The organism is Methylobacterium sp. WL119 (genome assembly GCF_008039875.1).
Lineage (GTDB): Bacteria > Pseudomonadota > Alphaproteobacteria > Rhizobiales > Beijerinckiaceae > Methylobacterium.
The window spans coordinates 99,216-114,666 of record NZ_VRUU01000007.1 but is presented as its reverse complement, the minus strand read 5'-3'; the positions used below and the strand labels follow the sequence as shown (position 1 = coordinate 114,666).

Below are 15,451 nucleotides of genomic sequence, written 5' to 3'. Positions count from 1 at the left end.
TTCGAGCCGAAGGCGATCCGAGGTGGAGAGCGTGAAAGAGATGCCACTGCGCATCCCGCCAGACTCGCAGGATGGGGCGCAAACCGAAACCCCACACGGACTCAACCGTCAGGGCTCAACCACTAGCGAACCCGCGACGCCGCAGTGATCGGCCCGAACTTGGTGCCCAGGAGGGTGACGGCGTACGACACGCGTGCCCCCGCCCCTTGGCCGCCCTGCGCGAACGCGTCGGCGAGCCCGACGACATCCAGCGTCTGGGACAGCTGAGGTGCCACCAGGCCGACGGTCACGACTCTGGCGTCCATCGGAAGTCCTGCCGCCGGATGTGACGCGGCACTTCCCGCGCGGCCTGGCTTCTCAAGTGTATGACCGATTCGCACAATCAATCGCCGCGCGATCCGGAGCCGGACTTGTGCTTCTTCCTCACTACATCGGGGGCAGAGACCCGATGTTGAGAATGACTGAACTCGGACCCGTGCCGCCTGGCAAGGACGTCTTCCTGCTCACCCGTAGCCGCGACAGGAAGGATTTGTCGCTTTGCACCGTCGCTCCTGAGATGGCCATCATGTGTGCGCAGGATCATGCTCTATGTTCAGGCTAATGCTCTATTTCTATGAAGACAAGTTCGCACATCAGCATGTTGTCAGCGACAAATATCCGGATGCCCGCAATGCCAGCCATCTAACCCCGAAAATGCCGCTCCGCTTTCGGCCATTTCCTGCCGCCCACGACAACGGGGGCTTACGTCCGCTTTCCGGCAGCCACGATGTCGTCTCGTACGGATGGGTTGGGCCGCAAGCCGCCGATCACCTTCCTATCGGGTAGGGGGGCGATGCCTAGAGTTTGTCTGCCTCTACTCGGATAGGCTCTCAAAGAACTTGCGATAGGAATCGTCGTGTGCGCGGGTCGACAGCGGACGAGAACAGCGACTCGGGCGGCCCGTGCTCGACGATCACACCGCGATCGGTGAAGTAGACGTGGTCGGCGACCTCGCGGGCGAAGTTCATCTCGTGTGTGACGAGGATGCAAGTCATGCCCTCCTCGGCGAGTTCGCGGATGGTGACCAGCACCTCCTTGACCGTCTCCGGGTCGAGCGCGGCTGTGACCTCGTCGAACAGCATCACGTCAGGCCGCATCGCGAGCGAGCGGGCGATGGCCACCCGCTGCTGCTGCCCTCCCGACATCTCGCCCGGATAGGCCGCTTCCTTGCCGGCGAGCCGGACCTTGGCGAGGAGGGCGTGCGCCCGGACCTCGACCTCGCGCCTGTCCTGGCCGAGCACGTGGATCGGCGCCATCATAACGTTTTCCAGCGCCGTCTTGTGCGGAAACAGGTTGTACTGCTGGAACACCATGCCGACCTTGCGCCGCAGGGCGAGCTTGTCGAGCTTCGGGTCGGCCACCTCGATCCCATCGACCCGGATCATGCCGGAGGTGAGCGGTACGAGAGCGTTGATGCAGCGGATCAGCGTCGACTTGCCCGAACCCGACGGTCCGATAATGCAGACGACCTCACCCCGGCGCACGGCGAAGCTGATGCCCTTGAGGACCTCGGCCTCGCCGAAGGACTTGTGCACGTCGAGCAACTGCACGATCGGCAGATCGGCGGGCGGAACACTCAGCATCGGGGACGCACCATCGAACACGCGAGGCCTCACGCCGTCTCGAAGCGCCGCTCGAGGCGCGCGGTCAGCCGGTCGATCGGGTAGCAGTAGAGGAAGAAGCAGAGCAGGGCGAAGCCGTAGAGGGGCGCGAACAGCTCCGGCCGGCCTCCTTCCGCCGCGTGTACCTGCGCCGTCAGCGTCAGCATCTCGGTGACGCCCACGATCGAGGCCTGGACCGTGGCCATGGCAATCAGGGCGTAGACGTTCATCCAAGGCGGCAGCATCCGCTTCAGGCATTGAGGCAGGATGATGCGGAACAGCGTCTGGCGCCGGGTGAAGGCCAGCGACTCGGCTGCCTCCCACTGGGCGGCCGGCACCGAGCGCACGGCGGCGCGCACGATCTCGGCGACGTTGGCCATCACCGGAAGCGCGAACCCCACGGTCGCCTTGATCCAGTCGGGCAGCGGCACCCGCACGCCGAGCACCGTGACCTGGAACGGCACAAGGAACATGACGAAGAACAGCAGCACCAGCCAGGGCACGTTGCGGAAGAACTGCGTCAGGGCCCAGGCGATGCGGCGCAGGATCGGGCCCTCGCTCAAGAGGCCGAGCCCCAGCCCGACGCCCGCGGCCGTGCCGAGAAGCATCGCGATGAGCGAGATCGCGACGTTTAAGGCAAAGCCCGTCAGCAGCAGCGGCGCCCAGCGCAGGACGACCTGGAACGGCGACAGCACCGCGTCCGGCCCCTGCGCGAAGGCCGGCGCCACGAGGATGAGCCCGGCGAGCCCGGCCCCGAGGAGCCCGGCCCGGACCGGCCCTACGGCGAACCGAGCCCGCGTGCGCGAGACCCGGAACGGCAGCAGCACCGGCAGGTCGCTCGCGGTCTGCGGCGGCCTCACCGGCTGTAGCCCGGGATTCGCAGAGCCCGCTCCCAGCGATGCATGATCCAGACGAGGACGCCGACGAGGACCGCGTAGGTCGCCAGCAGCACCATCATCATCTCCAGCACGTTCTGCGACTCCGACCAGATCTGCTTCACCGCGTAGAGTGTCTCGGGTACGGCGATGGCGTAGGCCAGGGTTGTGGTCTTCAGGAGGTTGATCAGGTTGTTGTTCAGGGCCGGCAGGCAGACCCGGAGGGCGAGCGGCAGCACGACGTAGAGGTAGGCCTTGCGTCGGGTGTAGCCGAGGGACTCGGCCGCCTCGACGGTGGTGCGCGGCACCGCCTCGATGCCCGAGCGGAAGATCTCGACGTTGAAGGCCCCGGCGAACAGGGCCAGCGAGACGATGGCCCATTGCACGTTGTCGAGGAGGGGTACGCGCAAACCGTCGGCGGTTCGGGCCGCCGGCAGCAGGGTGCCGAGCCCAAAATAGAAGAAAAAGATCTGCACCAGCGGCGGCGTGTTGCGGAACACGACGACGAAGCCGTTCACGACGCTGCGCAGGAAGCGGGACGGGCCACCCTGGATGAATGCCCCCACGGCGCCGATGACGAGGCTCACCAGGATCGTCGTCACCATGAGCAGCAGGGTGATCTTCAGACCGTTGACGTAGCGATGCCAGTCGTAGGGGTCGTAGAAGACCGTGAAGTTGAAGCCCGTGGTCTCGTAGAGGGACCGGAACCAGTTCGGAACGGCGTCCATCGTGTTCCTCAAGACGGCCCGTCGAACGGCCAAGCGCGGCTCAGTTGGTCGCGTTCTTGTACTTCTCGTGCATCGCCTTCGAGTATTCCGTCGGCTCGATCCCCCACTTTTTCTCCTCCTCGACGACGAAGCCGGACTTCATCCAGTCCTTGGTCGTCGTCTCCAAAAGGGCCTGCAGCGAGCTGTTGCCGAGCGCCACGGCCATCATCCAGGGGGCGTCGAGGATGCCCTTCAGCGGCAGGGCGTAGTCAGCCTTCCAATCTGCGTCGAGAAGCTTACCCTGCAGCATGCTCTGGTCGTAGACGTAGCCGACGCAATTGCCCTGCTTGAGCGCGAAAAGCGGCTTCTCGGAACCGTCGAAGGCGACGATCTCGGCGCCGTAGGAGCGGGCCACGTCCTTGTTGTACCAGGCTCCAGAGGTGGCGCAGAGAGGCTTTCCCTTGAGCTGCGCCCAGTCGGTGATGCCGGCCTTCTTCGGCAGCATCACGTTGACGAAGTCAGAATAGTATTGCGGGTCGATCGCCTGCACTACGCGGCGTCGCTCCGGTTTGTCCGAGAGCGTGGCGATGAGGAGATCGACCTTGCCCTGCTGCAGGAACTCGATCCGGTTCGAAGAGACCACCGGCACGAGTTCCAGCTTCACACCAAGACGCTTGGCGACGTCGGCGGCGAGGTCCGGTTCCAACCCGATGATCGCCCCGCTCGGATCGCGGAAGCCGAAGGGGCGGTAATCCGCCTTCACACCGACGACGAGCGTCCCACGTTGCTTGATCGCCTCGATCCCGTCCGCCGCGATCGCGGAGGAGGCGGAAAGCAAGGCGGCGGCCGCGAGCAGGCGAGAGCCGAGGAACGCCGAAGTCCGCTTGCGCACGGAACGATACCTTGTGCTTGGTGAATCCGGGTCACCGGAGAGGAGACCAGGGCTCGACGAGCGCTTTTCGGGGAGACTGCCGTTTCCGGTTAAACCGGGTCAAGCAATCCATAGGCCATCGCTCCGGGGATCAGCCGAACCGCGCGAGCGAGTACGGCGCGAGATCGATGCGGCCGTCGGCCCGAACCATCTCGTTCGCCACGGCCTCGCCGATCCCCGCCGAGTGCTTGAAACCGTGCCCAGAGCAGGCCGAGACAACGAGGACCCGGTCCATCCGCGGGTGGCGGTCGATGATGAAGCCGCGGTCGGGCGTCACGGTGTAGAGGCAAGCGGCGGCCTGGGTCACCCGCGCCGTCGCACCAGCGAGCCGGCCCGCCACGTGATGCTGGTACATGGCGGCGGATTCGTCAGAACTTACGGTGCGATCGAGGGCTTCGGCCGGCGTGGCAATCTCGTACTGCTCGGTGGCAACCTTGACCTGGGCCTCGCCCGGCAGGGGCGGGAAGCCGTAGAGGTAGTCCGTGTCGCCGGCGCCGTGCATCCAGATGAAGACCGGCGCGCCGGGGCCGTAGGCCGAGGCGTCGTCGAGGGCGTACCAGTGCAGGAGTTGCCGGTTAACCGTAAGCAGGTCCGTGAAAGGTGCGCCGAGAAGAGGCGCGGTCCAGGCCCCGGCCGCAACCACCACCTGATCAGCCAGGACGACGCCGTGGTCGGTCTCGATGCGGACCCCGCCCGGTTCCTGGAGAATCGAACGCACCGTCGTCCCGGTTCGGATTGCTGCGCCGAGTTCGCCGGCTCGGCGCAGTTGCGCGGCGATGCAGCGTTCGGGGCGCACGTAGCCGCCGCCCGGCTCGTGATAGGCCTTCTCGTCGCCGGTGAGATTCCGGAATTGCGGGAAGCGGCGCGCGACCTCGTGCCCGTCGAGGACCTCGTGGGGAATCGCAAAGGCTTGCGCGGCGTCGATCGAGCGTCCGACGAAATCCGGCTTGCCGTGATGGGAGGAGATTCCGCTGCCCGGCCCCATCACCAGGGCGCCGCAGGCGGTCAGCAGCGTCTCGCCGGTCTCCGCTTCCAGGGCCCGCCAGATCCGGTGCGAGGCCAGGACGAAGGGGACGTAGTCGCGGCCCTCGCCGACGGCCTGACGGGTGATGCGGCTCTCGCCGTGGCTCGATCCCAGAGTGTGCGGCGGGGCGAAGCGATCGATCCCGACCGCCTTCGCCCCGCGCAGCCTCAACTGATAGAGGGCTGCGCTACCCATGGCCCCGAGGCCCACGACGGCAATGTCAAAACGGTCTTCCATCGTTGAAGGCGCTCCGTCCGCACTCGAGCCGCTCTGTGCTTCGCTTGAGGGCAAATCCATTGCGAGGCAATGCGTCTGGCCGCATGGTACGCCCAACGCGCCGATGGGGCGGCAGCTGCCGGGTCGCTCCACCGCTGAACCGAGCGGGGATCGGTTCATCCACCGTGGAGGCGCTGGCGCCTAGCAGTATCGTCCGGTGCGACATCGGCCTGCCGCACCAACACGCTTTCAGGAAACGGACGGACTGTCGCTCACGCCGGCCGGTTACGCCGAACCTAAACGTCGCATGCGAAAACCCGGGCGTCCGATACCGGCTCGCTACCGAGCGCGGGACGGATCGATCACCAGGATATACTCGCAGGGCTCCTTGCCGAGACTCGTGAAGGCGTGCCCGGCATCGGCTTCGAAGTACAGGCTATCCCCCGTCTCGGCGACGACGGTCCGATCGCCGATCACGGCGCGCAGGCGGCCGCGCAGGATGTAGATGTATTCCGAAACGCCGGGGCGATGGGCGGTAAACTCGCCTGTGCTGCCACCGGGCGGCAGGGTGTTCAGCACCAGATCGATGCCTCGGCCCGGCAGGACCGGGGACAGGCACCGGCGTAGGAAGCCCGACTCGTCATCCCGCAGCACGGGCTGCCGGCGCGCCGGAATCAGCAGCACCTCGCGTTCGGTCGTGGGTGACATCAGGCGCGAGAAGGTCACCCCGAGCGCCTCGGCCAAGCGCGAGAGCACGACAGTCGACGGGACCGCCTCGGCTCTCTCGATCTTCGAAATCATCGAGCGGCTCACGCCGGACCGCGTCGCCAGCGCCTCCAGAGACAGGTGAAGCTCCCTGCGGCGGCGACGGATCTCCTCGGACACGTAAATCTGAGAACTCGTCTCCGTCCCGCTCTGCCCCGGGGCGACCATCTCCCTCACCGACATGCCGTCATCCACTCCCATCCTTCCGGTACCCCGGCAGCATGGCCGTGCGGGTCAGCTTTGCCCCTGAATAGTTGATCAGCGGGACGTTTGCACGAGCCCCGCGCCCCGGTGTTCCGACCCTCGCAGCCCCCCGGGCATCGTCGCCCGAGATGTCGCGCTCCTGCGCCACCGTCCTGCCGCGTCCTCGCCGAAAGATCCACACTCAGCTGGCATACCGATTGCCTCCACGTGAGTGGAAATTTCTCCAAGTCGGTGGAGGGCTGAACATCATGGCCAGTGCGGCGATCGCGATGGAGGCTGAATCCGGTCTCGACCAGAATGAGAGCTCGCGCGCGGACCAACGACAGATCGTCTGGTCGAGCGTGATCGGCACGACCGTCGAATGGTACGACTTCCTGATCTACGGCACGGCCAGTGCCTTGGTGTTCAACAAGCTCTTCTTCCCGAGCATTGATCCCGTCGTCGGGACCATCGCGGCTTTCGGCTCCTATGCGGTCGGTTTCCTTGCTCGCCCCTTGGGCGGCGCCGTCTTCGGCCATTTCGGCGACAGGATCGGCCGCAAGGCCATGCTGTCCCTGACGATGATGATCATGGGCCTCGGCACCTTCCTGATCGGCTGCCTTCCGACCTATGCGCAGATCGGCGTCTGGGCGCCGATCCTCCTCGTCGCCCTTCGGCTGGTTCAGGGTATCGGGATCGGCGGGGAATGGGGCGGTGCGGTCCTGATGGTGGTCGAGAGCGTACCGGCGCATCGGCGTGGCTTCTTCGGGAGCATCGTTCAACTCGGCTATCCCCTGGGCGTGATCCTCTCCATCGGAGCCTTCGCCTTGGCCGGGCTCATGCCCGAGGCCGAGTTCCTTGGCTGGGGCTGGCGCCTGCCGTTCCTGGCCAGCGCCTTCCTCGTCGCTGTCGGGCTCTTCATCCGGCTTCGTCTGCATGAGACACCTTCCTTCCAGCGCGTGAAGCAGCGTGCCGCCGTCGCGAAGATCCCGGTGGTCGAAATCCTCACCGAGCATCCCCGCACCTTCCTGAAGGCTGTCGGCCTGAAGGTGTCGGAGATCGCCTATGTCAGCATCGTCACGGTGTTCTCGATTTCCTACGTGACGGGGCAACTCGGCCTGCCGCGTAGCGTCATTCTGAACGGCATCCTCGTCGCGGCCATCGTCGAGCTCTTCACGATCCCGGTCTTCGGATGGCTTTCGGACCGCTTCGGCCGGCGCGCCCTGTTCGTGGTCGCGTGCCTGTTCTCGATCGTCTTCGCCTTCCCACTGTTTCAGCTTCTCGACACCCGAAACCCGACCATCATCACACTGACTGTCGCGGTAGCCCTGAGCTTCGGCCAGGGCATCATGTTCGGTACGGGGGCAGCCTGGATGTCGGAACTGTTCGACGCACGCCTGCGCTACAGCGGTGCCTCGCTCGGCTTTCAGGTCGGGGCTGCCCTCAGCGGTGGCTTCACGCCACTCATCGCCGCCGCCCTACTGACCTGGAGCAGCGGTGCGACCTGGCCGATCTCGATCTACCTGATCGTGCTGGCCTGCGTGACCCTGACTGCCGCGTTCCTTTCGCCAGAGACCGCGCGGCGTCAGATCGATTGAGCGGCCGGACCCGGGTGGTTTTTGACACGGCGGGAAACCGCCACCTACAACTCCTTCACAGTGGATAATTTTCTAGTATCGTAGATGAATTCTGGAGCCTGTCGGCTCCGAGGAGGATGAATGAATAGGACGATCATCAAGACGGACAACGCTGCTCCGGCGGCCGGTCCCTACGCCCAGGCGACCCGTGTCGGCGATCTGGTCTTCGCTTCCGGGCAGCTCCCGATCGACCCGGAAACGGGTGGATTTCCCGACGGCATCGCGGCGCAGACGCGCGCCTCGCTGGCCAATCTCGCAGCGGTTCTAGAGGCGGGTGGCGCGAGTCTGGCGAGCGTGGCCAAGACCACCGTGTTTCTGAAGGACATGAACGACTTCAGCGCCATGAATGCCGTCTATGCGGAGCACTTCCCTGGCGATGCCCCGGCGCGCTCGACGATCGAAGTCGCACGGCTGCCCCGCGACGCCATGGTCGAGATCGAAGCCATCGCCCTCGCGACCCGGCCGGAGACCACCCGATGACGGACGCATCGGCTCCCCGCATGGTTGAGGCGTTCTCGCACCCGGCCGGCGCGATCGCAGTCGGCGTCCCCGGCGGAGCCGTGGGATGGCAGGGCGTCCTGCTCAACATCCATACGGCTTCAGCAGCGAGCTACGAGATGGAGGAGCATACCGAGGCCCGGTGCGTGGCCGGACGCGGCATCGAGGGCGACCGCTACTATCTCGGTTCCGGCACCTATTCGCCCAAGCCGGATACCCGCGAGGTGACCCTGATCGAGCAGGAGGCGCTGGATGCGATCAACCGAAACGACCCGCCCCTGCAGAGTGGCCCCATACACATCGCGCCCATTGATCACCGCCGCAACCTTACCGTCCGCGGCGTTCCCCTGAACCACCTCGTGGGACGACGCTTTCGCGTCGGTGAGGTGATCTTGCGCGGCGGACGGCTGAATTTCCCCTGCAGGTACCTTGAGGAACTCCTCGGCCAGCCTGTCTATCTGCCGCTGTACAACCGCTCGGGCCTGAATTGCGGGATCGAGCGAGGCGGCATCATTCGCGTCGGCGATACGATCGAGATGGTAGACTAGCTCGTGAGCGCGCGCCTGATCATGAAGTTGCAGGTTGCGGCGGCCGTCGCGACGACGTCCGACGTCCTGCATCTCACCCTGGTTCATCCGCGTCGGCCGGAACTCCCATCCTGGACAGCGGGTGCCCATATCGATCTGCGGCTCCTCGACGGCCGCGTGCGCCAGTACTCGCTGTGCGGCGATCCTGCCGAGCGCGGCCGATACGAGATCGCGGTCAAGCGCGAGGATGCGGGTCGCGGAGGTTCGACCTGGGTGCACGGCAACCTCACCGCGGGTTCGGTTGCTGACGTTTCCGCACCTCGCAATAACTTTCCACTCGCCCCCGCTGCACGCCGCCACATCCTCGTTGCAGGTGGGATCGGCGTAACGCCGCTCCTCGCCATGGCGCGGACACTTGCCGACGAGGAGGCTGACTTCGATCTGCATTTCTGCGCACGCTCCGCGGCCGACGCGCCCCTTCTCGCACCTGTCCGCGCAGTCTGCGGTGATCGCCTTCAGCACTGGTTCTCCGATCAAGGACAGCGCTTCGATCCAACACGGCTGGGTGGCTCTGCTGCGGACACCCACGTCTACGCTTGTGGCACGCGGCGCCTCACCGAGGCCGTCCAGGCTGTTCTTGGCGAGAACGGCTGGCCGCCGGAGCAGGTCCATGTCGAGCATTTCGCCGCCCTCTCGGACGGGACCTTCAAGCCCGAGCCGTTCGAGGCGCACATCGCATCGACAGGCGCACTGCTTCACGTGCCAGCGGATCGTTCCCTCCTCGACGTCCTGCGGGAGCACGGCATCTCTCAGCCCGCCTCGTGCGAACTCGGGGTCTGTGGCGCCTGCGAGTGCGGCTATCGCGACGGTACGGTGATCCATCGCGATGTCGTTCTCTCGGTCGGGAAACGCCGGGATCGAATGACGCCATGCGTCTCGCGTGCTCGGGGCGGCGTGACCCTCGATCTCTGAGAGAGGGTGGGGCAGTGACCATCGAACGCGATTATTCGCATGGATCGGGCATGACCGAGATCGATACCGAAACGTTTCTGGCCGACCTGTACGAATTGCGCAAGATCGGCCGGTTCCGCACCGGCGTCCACCGGCCGACCTTCTCGCTTGAGGATATGCAGGCGCGCCGCTGGCTGATGACCCGGCTCGAAGAATGCGGTCTCGAGGCGTCGATCGACGGCATCGGCAACGTGCTCGGTCGTCATCGCGGCCCGGGACCCCACCTCTTGGTCGGCAGCCACATCGAGACCCAGAACGAGGCCGGCTGGCTCGACGGGGCGCTCGGCGTCGTCGCCGGGCTGGCGCTGGCGAGGGCCGGGCTGCCCGTCGACGTCGTCGCCTTCGCCGACGAGGAGGGGCACTTTTCTGGCGGCTTCCTGGGAAGCCGCTCGGCGATCGGTGATCTGACGGAGGGTGAGATCGACGCCGCTCGCAACCGCACAGACGGCACGCCCCTGCGGATGGCCCTCGAATCCGCAGGGCTCGCGGGCCTTTCCCGGATGCAGCTGGATCCCGCCCGCTACCGTGGCTTCCTGGAACTGCATATCGAGCAGGGCACGCAGCTCGAAGCCGCCGGCCAGCATCTCGGCGTGGTCAGCGGCATCGTGGCGATCTGGCAGTTTCAGATCCTATTCGAAGGCAACCAGGACCATGCCGGCGGCACCACAATGATCGAGCGCAGGGATGCCGGGCTCTCGGCGGTACGCCTCCTTGCGGCGGCCGACTGGGAATTTCCGAAGGTCTGCGGCCCGCGCAGCACCTGGACGACAGGACGGATCACCCTGGATCCCGGCGGCTACAGCATCATCCCGGGCCGGGCCGAGGTGGCCTTCCAGTTCCGAGACGTGTCGATTCCAGTGCTGGAGCGGATGGAGGCTTGCCTCGAAGCGCTGGTGCGCGAGTCGAACCGGCGGGAGCGTTGCACCGCCACGCTCACGGCCCTCTCGAAGGCGATCCCCGCCCCGTGCGACCCGAACCTGATGCGTGCCCTCTCGGAAGCGGCCGAACAGGTCTGCCCCGGCCGCTGGCAGGTGATGCCCTCGGGGGCCGGGCACGACGCACAGAACGTGGCCCGCATCCTGCCGGCCGCCATGCTGTTCGTCCCATCGATCGGCGGTATCAGCCATCACTGGGCAGAGGATACCTGCGACGCAGACCTAGTTTCCGGCGTGCGCGCCCTTGGAGCGGCGGCGAAGCAGGTCCTCGCCAAGTGATTTTGCCCAGCGTTTCTGGAAGCCCCCGTCAAGAATCCAGCCGCTGACCCGTCCTGATGTTTAGGCAATGACGTCGATGATCGGCGATAGAACCAGCTCGGACTGACCGACGCGGTGCCGTGCGAGCGCCTGCGACGCGCGGTTATGGCCGAATTCATGCAGGATCGCGTCGACCTGATCCCCGTCGGGCTGAAGATGGTGGCGTGGCGGCTACCTCAGGCTGGACGATGTGCGTGCGGCGCTCGTGATCCATGACGAGGTTCAGGAAGGCGTTTTCGCAGAAGCCTTCGCCGATGGCCGCTGGTCAGCGCGTACCGTTGCCGTGCCCCAGGCCGGGGGAGACCGATGGCGGAACGTCAGGCCGGGCCAAGCCCCTGTTGACGCGAGCGCTGCCGGGTTGGAAGCGATCGGCTGCTGGACCATCCGGATCCGGCAGCCGGGACGGGGGGCAACGCCAGGAGGATGGCCTGGTTTTGGACATCACAGGGTGGGATGTCGGGCGACAATCCGGGCCGGCTGCCGGTTGGGCAGCAACTCCGAGGGCGAAAATGGCGTTCACCGTCCGAAAACCGTGGTGCGGTCTCATCGACCGATAAACGTCTGCGCGGTCTCGCTCCAGACGGCGGCGTCTACCGCATCGAACGATGAGCCGCCGGTCCGGCACCCGTGTCGTCCGAGATCCGCTGTGAATTCAAGGCGGGTGTGGGTCAGTCCCACCGCGCCCTCATCCAAGAGAAAGCTCAGGTTGCCGCAGCGGCAGCTTAAATCGTCAGGTCGCAGTCATCGCTCGGCGTGCCATAAAAGTACGCTACGAATCGTATTCAGTGCCGTCAACGACAGCAGAGTTGACTGCACTGACCATCGATAGAGGATTGTATCTCCTTGTTTCTGGTGGCCTCGCGCGCGTGACGTCATCAAATTGCCGCACTGGCCCGATGAATGCATGATGCGATATGCTTCTGTACGCGGCCGTCGAGCCCCGCCCAACGGATTGATCGAGGCGAATTCAAGGTATGGCGGCGATCGTCCGACTGGCCCTGCTGCGGCCCTACACCTTCGTCGTGATGTCGATCCTGATCCTGATCTTCGGGGTCATGGCGATCGTGCGCACCCCGACCGACATCTTCCCCCGGATCGGCATCCCGGTGATCAGCGTCGTCTGGCAGTACACCGGGTTGCAGCCCGACGACATGGCGGGACGCATCGTATCGGTGTTCGAGCGCTCGCTGACCACCACGGTCAACGACATCGAGCACATCGAGTCGCAATCGGTCCCGGGCTACGGGATCGTGAAGATCTACTTCCAGCCCGGCGTCGACATCACCGCAGCCCAGGCGCAGGTCACCTCCATCTCGCAGACGCAGCTCAAGCAGCTGCCGCCGGGCGTCACGCCGCCCCTGATGCTCGCCTACAACGCGTCGAGCGTGCCGATCATCCAGCTCGCCCTGTCCAGCGACAGCCTCTCGCAGACGGCGCTCAACGACCTCGCGCAGAACTTCATCCGGCCTCAGCTCACCACGATCCCCGGGGCGCAGCTGCCCTACGCCTACGGCGGCGCCGCGCGCCAGGTGCAGATCGATCTCGACCAGTCGGCGCTGCACGCCCACGGCCTGTCGGCGGCCGACGTCGGCGCGGCCTTGGCCCGGCAGAACCTGATCAATCCGGTGGGCACCCAGAAGATCGGGAGCTTCGAGTGGATCGTCGACCTCAACGATTCACCCAAGAGCATCGAGGCGTTCAACGACCTGCCGGTCAAGGTCGTGGACGGCGCCGTGGTCTTCATGCGCGACGTCGCCCACGTGCGCAACGGCTCGCCGCCCCAGACCAACGTCGTCCAGCTCGACGGCAAGAAGGGCGTGCTGATGTCGATCCTCAAGATCGGCAACGCCTCGACCTTGGACATCATCGCCGACGTCAAGGCACGCCTGCCCGCCATCCAGGCGGGCCTGCCGACGGGCGTCGACCTCAAGTACGTGGCCGACCAGTCGGGCTTCGTGCGCGAGTCCGTGGTGGCGGTGGTGCGCGAGGGGGTCATCGCCGCCGCGCTGACCGGCCTGATGATCCTGGTCTTCCTGGGCAGCTGGCGCTCGACGCTGATCATCACCGTGTCGATCCCGCTCGCCGTGCTGTGCTCGCTGATCGCGCTCTCGGCGCTTGGGCAGACCATCAACGTGATGACGCTCGGCGGGCTCGCGCTGGCCGTCGGCATCCTCGTCGACGATGCGACCGTGACCATCGAGAACATCAACCGGCACATGGAAGAGTTCGGCGAGGACATCGTCACCGCGATCACCCGCGGGGCGCAGGAGATCATGCCGCCGGCCACCGTCGCCCTGTTCTGCATCTGCATCGCCTTCGTGCCGCTCCTGGCGCTGGGCGGCGTGGCGGGCTTCCTGTTCCGGCCGCTGGCGATGGCGGTGGTGTTCGCGATGATCGCGTCCTACGCGCTCACCTATACCCTGGTGCCGACGCTGGCGCGCTACCTGCTGACCGAGCACGCCCACGAGCAGGATCCGGCGAACAAGCCCGGCCCCTTCGCCCGGTTTCAGCGAGGCTTCGAGCACCGCTTCGAGGCCCTGCGGCAGGCCTATCTGGGGCTGCTCGGCTTGGCGCTGTCGCGCCGGAAGTCGTTCGCCGTCGGCTTCCTCGCGGTGGTCGGCCTGTCGTTCGGCCTCGTCCCCTATCTCGGGCGGGACTTCTTCCCGGACGTGGATGCAGGGGCGCTCCGCATTCACCTGCGGGCCCCGACGGGCACGCGCATCGAGGAGATGACGGCCCTGACCGGGCGGGTCGAGGGACGGCTGCGCGCGCTGATTCCGCCGGGACGGGTGGCCAGCGTCGTCAACAACATCGGCCTTCCGATCAGCGGCATCAACATTTCCTATGGCAACAGCGGCACCATCGGCACCTTCGACGCCGACATGCTGGTGACCCTCGACGAGACCAGTGGCGGCAGCGAGGGCGGCCCATCGACCGCGGCGCTGACCCGGCAGCTGCGCGAGCGCCTGCCGCAGGATTTTCCCGGCGTGACCTTCGCCTTCCTGCCCGCCGACATCGTCAGCCAGATCCTGAACTTCGGCTCCCCCGCCGCGCTGGATGTCCAGGTGGCCAGCCGCGACATCGCGGGGGGCCGCGCCTACGCCAACATGCTCCTGGCCCGGGTCCGCCGCGTAGCCGGGGTCGCGGACGCCCGCATCCAGGAGCAGGCGCGCAACCCGGCGCTGCGGGTCGATTTCGATCGCGCGCTCGCCGGGGTCGTCGGCCTGACCGAGGGCGACGCGGCCGCGAGCCTCCAGGCGACGCTGTCGGGCAGCACGCAGACCGCTCCGACCTACTGGCTCGACCCGCGCAACGGCGTGTCCTACCCGGTCTCCGTCCAGACGCCGCAGTATTCGATCGACACGCTGGGCGCGCTCAACAACCTGCCGATCACCGCCGCCCGCTCGGAGCAGCTCCTGGGGGGCTTGGCGACGATCCGCCCCGAGCCGCTCAGCGCGGTGGCGACCGACTACAACATCGCCCCCACCGTCAACATCCTGGCCACGACGCAGGACCGCGATCTCGGCGGCGTCACCGCGGACATCCAGGGGGCGATCGACGCGACGCGGGCCGACCTGCCGAAGGGGGCGACCGTCACGGTGCGCGGGCAGGCGGTGACCATGGCGCAGGCCTACCAGCAGCTGCTCGTGGGCCTCGCCTTCGCGATCATGCTCATCTACCTGCTCATCGTCGTCAACTTCCAGTCCTGGGTCGACCCGTTCGTCATCGTGACGGCGCTGCCGGCGGCGCTCGCCGGCATCGTGTGGATGCTGTTCGCCACGCACACCCACGTTTCGGTGCCGGCGCTGACGGGGGCGATCATGTGCATGGGCGTGGCGACCGCCAACTCGATCCTGGTCATCAGCTTCGCCCGCGAGCAGTTCGACGCGGGACGCACGGCGATGGAGGCCGCGCTGGCGGCCGGGGCGACGCGGCTGCGGCCTGTGATGATGACCGCGCTGGCGATGATGATCGGCATGGCGCCGATGGCGATCGAGCCGGGCCAGAACGCCCCGCTCGGCCGCGCCGTGATCGGCGGATTGCTGTTCGCCACGCTCGCGACCCTGTTCTTCGTGCCGGTGGTCTTCGGCATCGTGCATGGGCGGCCGCGCCGCGCCGCGGCCCGGCGCGAAGACGCTTCCCCCCAGCCCCTCTCGTCCCCATCGGCCTGAGCGCAGATCCCG

Annotated in this window: 13 protein-coding genes; 6 read left to right on the top strand and 7 right to left on the bottom strand. The window is 66.5% G+C overall.

Translation table 11 applies throughout. From position 1 onward, the window contains the following. Positions 1-122 precede the first annotated feature (122 nt). From FV227_RS05620 to FV227_RS05590, 7 genes are all read right to left on the bottom strand, one after another. Positions 123-305 (bottom strand): hypothetical protein, encoded by a 183-nt coding sequence (locus FV227_RS05620; RefSeq protein ID WP_147725660.1) that lies wholly within the window; start codon positions 303-305, stop codon positions 123-125. A gap of 564 nt (positions 306-869) precedes the next feature. Then, positions 870-1,622, bottom strand: a complete 753-nt coding sequence (locus FV227_RS05615) for an amino acid ABC transporter ATP-binding protein (RefSeq protein ID WP_147725659.1) — start codon at positions 1,620-1,622, stop codon at positions 870-872. 29 nt (positions 1,623-1,651) lie between these two features. After that, positions 1,652-2,500: an amino acid ABC transporter permease gene (locus FV227_RS05610; protein ID WP_147858515.1), complete on the bottom strand. Its 849-nt coding sequence runs from the start codon at positions 2,498-2,500 to the stop codon at positions 1,652-1,654. Continuing rightward, positions 2,497-3,243 carry an amino acid ABC transporter permease gene (locus FV227_RS05605; RefSeq protein WP_147858514.1) on the bottom strand — a complete coding sequence of 249 codons (747 nt, stop codon included), beginning with the start codon at positions 3,241-3,243 and terminating at the stop codon, positions 2,497-2,499. Before FV227_RS05605 ends, FV227_RS05610 begins: the two co-directional genes overlap by 4 nt. 40 nt (positions 3,244-3,283) lie before the next feature. Continuing rightward, entirely contained in the window at positions 3,284-4,078 is a 795-nt protein-coding gene (locus FV227_RS05600; protein ID WP_147725664.1) for a transporter substrate-binding domain-containing protein, read from the bottom strand. A 166-nt stretch (positions 4,079-4,244) separates the two neighbouring features. Beyond that, entirely contained in the window at positions 4,245-5,414 is a 1,170-nt protein-coding gene (gene solA / locus FV227_RS05595; protein WP_147725663.1) for an N-methyl-L-tryptophan oxidase, read from the bottom strand. A gap of 318 nt (positions 5,415-5,732) precedes the next feature. Beyond that, positions 5,733-6,278, bottom strand: a complete 546-nt coding sequence (locus tag FV227_RS05590; protein WP_246686458.1) for an XRE family transcriptional regulator — start codon at positions 6,276-6,278, stop codon at positions 5,733-5,735. Between the two features lie 353 nt (positions 6,279-6,631). On the opposite strand from FV227_RS05590, the gene FV227_RS05585 reads away from it, so the two are divergent. From FV227_RS05585 to FV227_RS05560, 6 genes are all read left to right on the top strand, one after another. Then, positions 6,632-7,939 (top strand): MFS transporter, encoded by a 1,308-nt coding sequence (locus FV227_RS05585; RefSeq protein ID WP_246686459.1) that lies wholly within the window; start codon positions 6,632-6,634, stop codon positions 7,937-7,939. Positions 7,940-8,059: 120 nt separating this feature from the next. Continuing rightward, on the top strand, positions 8,060-8,458 hold the full coding sequence (locus FV227_RS05580) for a Rid family detoxifying hydrolase (RefSeq protein WP_147725654.1): 399 nt from the start codon (positions 8,060-8,062) through the stop codon (positions 8,456-8,458). Beyond that, positions 8,455-9,024: an MOSC domain-containing protein gene (locus FV227_RS05575; RefSeq protein WP_147725653.1), complete on the top strand. Its 570-nt coding sequence runs from the start codon at positions 8,455-8,457 to the stop codon at positions 9,022-9,024. Before FV227_RS05580 ends, FV227_RS05575 begins: the two co-directional genes overlap by 4 nt. 3 nt (positions 9,025-9,027) lie before the next feature. Next, the gene (locus FV227_RS05570; RefSeq protein ID WP_147725652.1) at positions 9,028-9,975 is read left to right on the top strand and encodes a PDR/VanB family oxidoreductase; all 948 of its coding nucleotides are present in this window, start codon (positions 9,028-9,030) and stop codon (positions 9,973-9,975) included. A gap of 50 nt (positions 9,976-10,025) precedes the next feature. After that, a complete protein-coding gene (locus FV227_RS05565; protein WP_147725662.1) occupies positions 10,026-11,228 on the top strand; it encodes a Zn-dependent hydrolase in 1,203 nt (400 codons plus the stop codon). Positions 11,229-12,241: 1,013 nt separating this feature from the next. Beyond that, positions 12,242-15,439 carry an efflux RND transporter permease subunit gene (locus FV227_RS05560; protein WP_147858513.1) on the top strand — a complete coding sequence of 1,066 codons (3,198 nt, stop codon included), beginning with the start codon at positions 12,242-12,244 and terminating at the stop codon, positions 15,437-15,439. Positions 15,440-15,451: the final 12 nt, after the last annotated feature.

Coding starts and splice junctions, on each gene's coding strand:
- FV227_RS05620 (WP_147725660.1), bottom strand. CDS start 305: ATGGACGCCAGAGTCGTGACCGTCGGCCTGGTGGCACCTCAGCTGTCC.
- FV227_RS05615 (WP_147725659.1), bottom strand. CDS start 1,622: ATGCTGAGTGTTCCGCCCGCCGATCTGCCGATCGTGCAGTTGCTCGAC.
- FV227_RS05605 (WP_147858514.1), bottom strand. CDS start 3,243: ATGGACGCCGTTCCGAACTGGTTCCGGTCCCTCTACGAGACCACGGGC.
- solA (WP_147725663.1), bottom strand. CDS start 5,414: ATGGAAGACCGTTTTGACATTGCCGTCGTGGGCCTCGGGGCCATGGGT.
- FV227_RS05585 (WP_246686459.1), top strand. CDS start 6,632: ATGGAGGCTGAATCCGGTCTCGACCAGAATGAGAGCTCGCGCGCGGAC.
- FV227_RS05580 (WP_147725654.1), top strand. CDS start 8,060: ATGAATAGGACGATCATCAAGACGGACAACGCTGCTCCGGCGGCCGGT.
- FV227_RS05575 (WP_147725653.1), top strand. CDS start 8,455: ATGACGGACGCATCGGCTCCCCGCATGGTTGAGGCGTTCTCGCACCCG.
- FV227_RS05565 (WP_147725662.1), top strand. CDS start 10,026: ATGACCGAGATCGATACCGAAACGTTTCTGGCCGACCTGTACGAATTG.
- FV227_RS05560 (WP_147858513.1), top strand. CDS start 12,242: ATGGCGGCGATCGTCCGACTGGCCCTGCTGCGGCCCTACACCTTCGTC.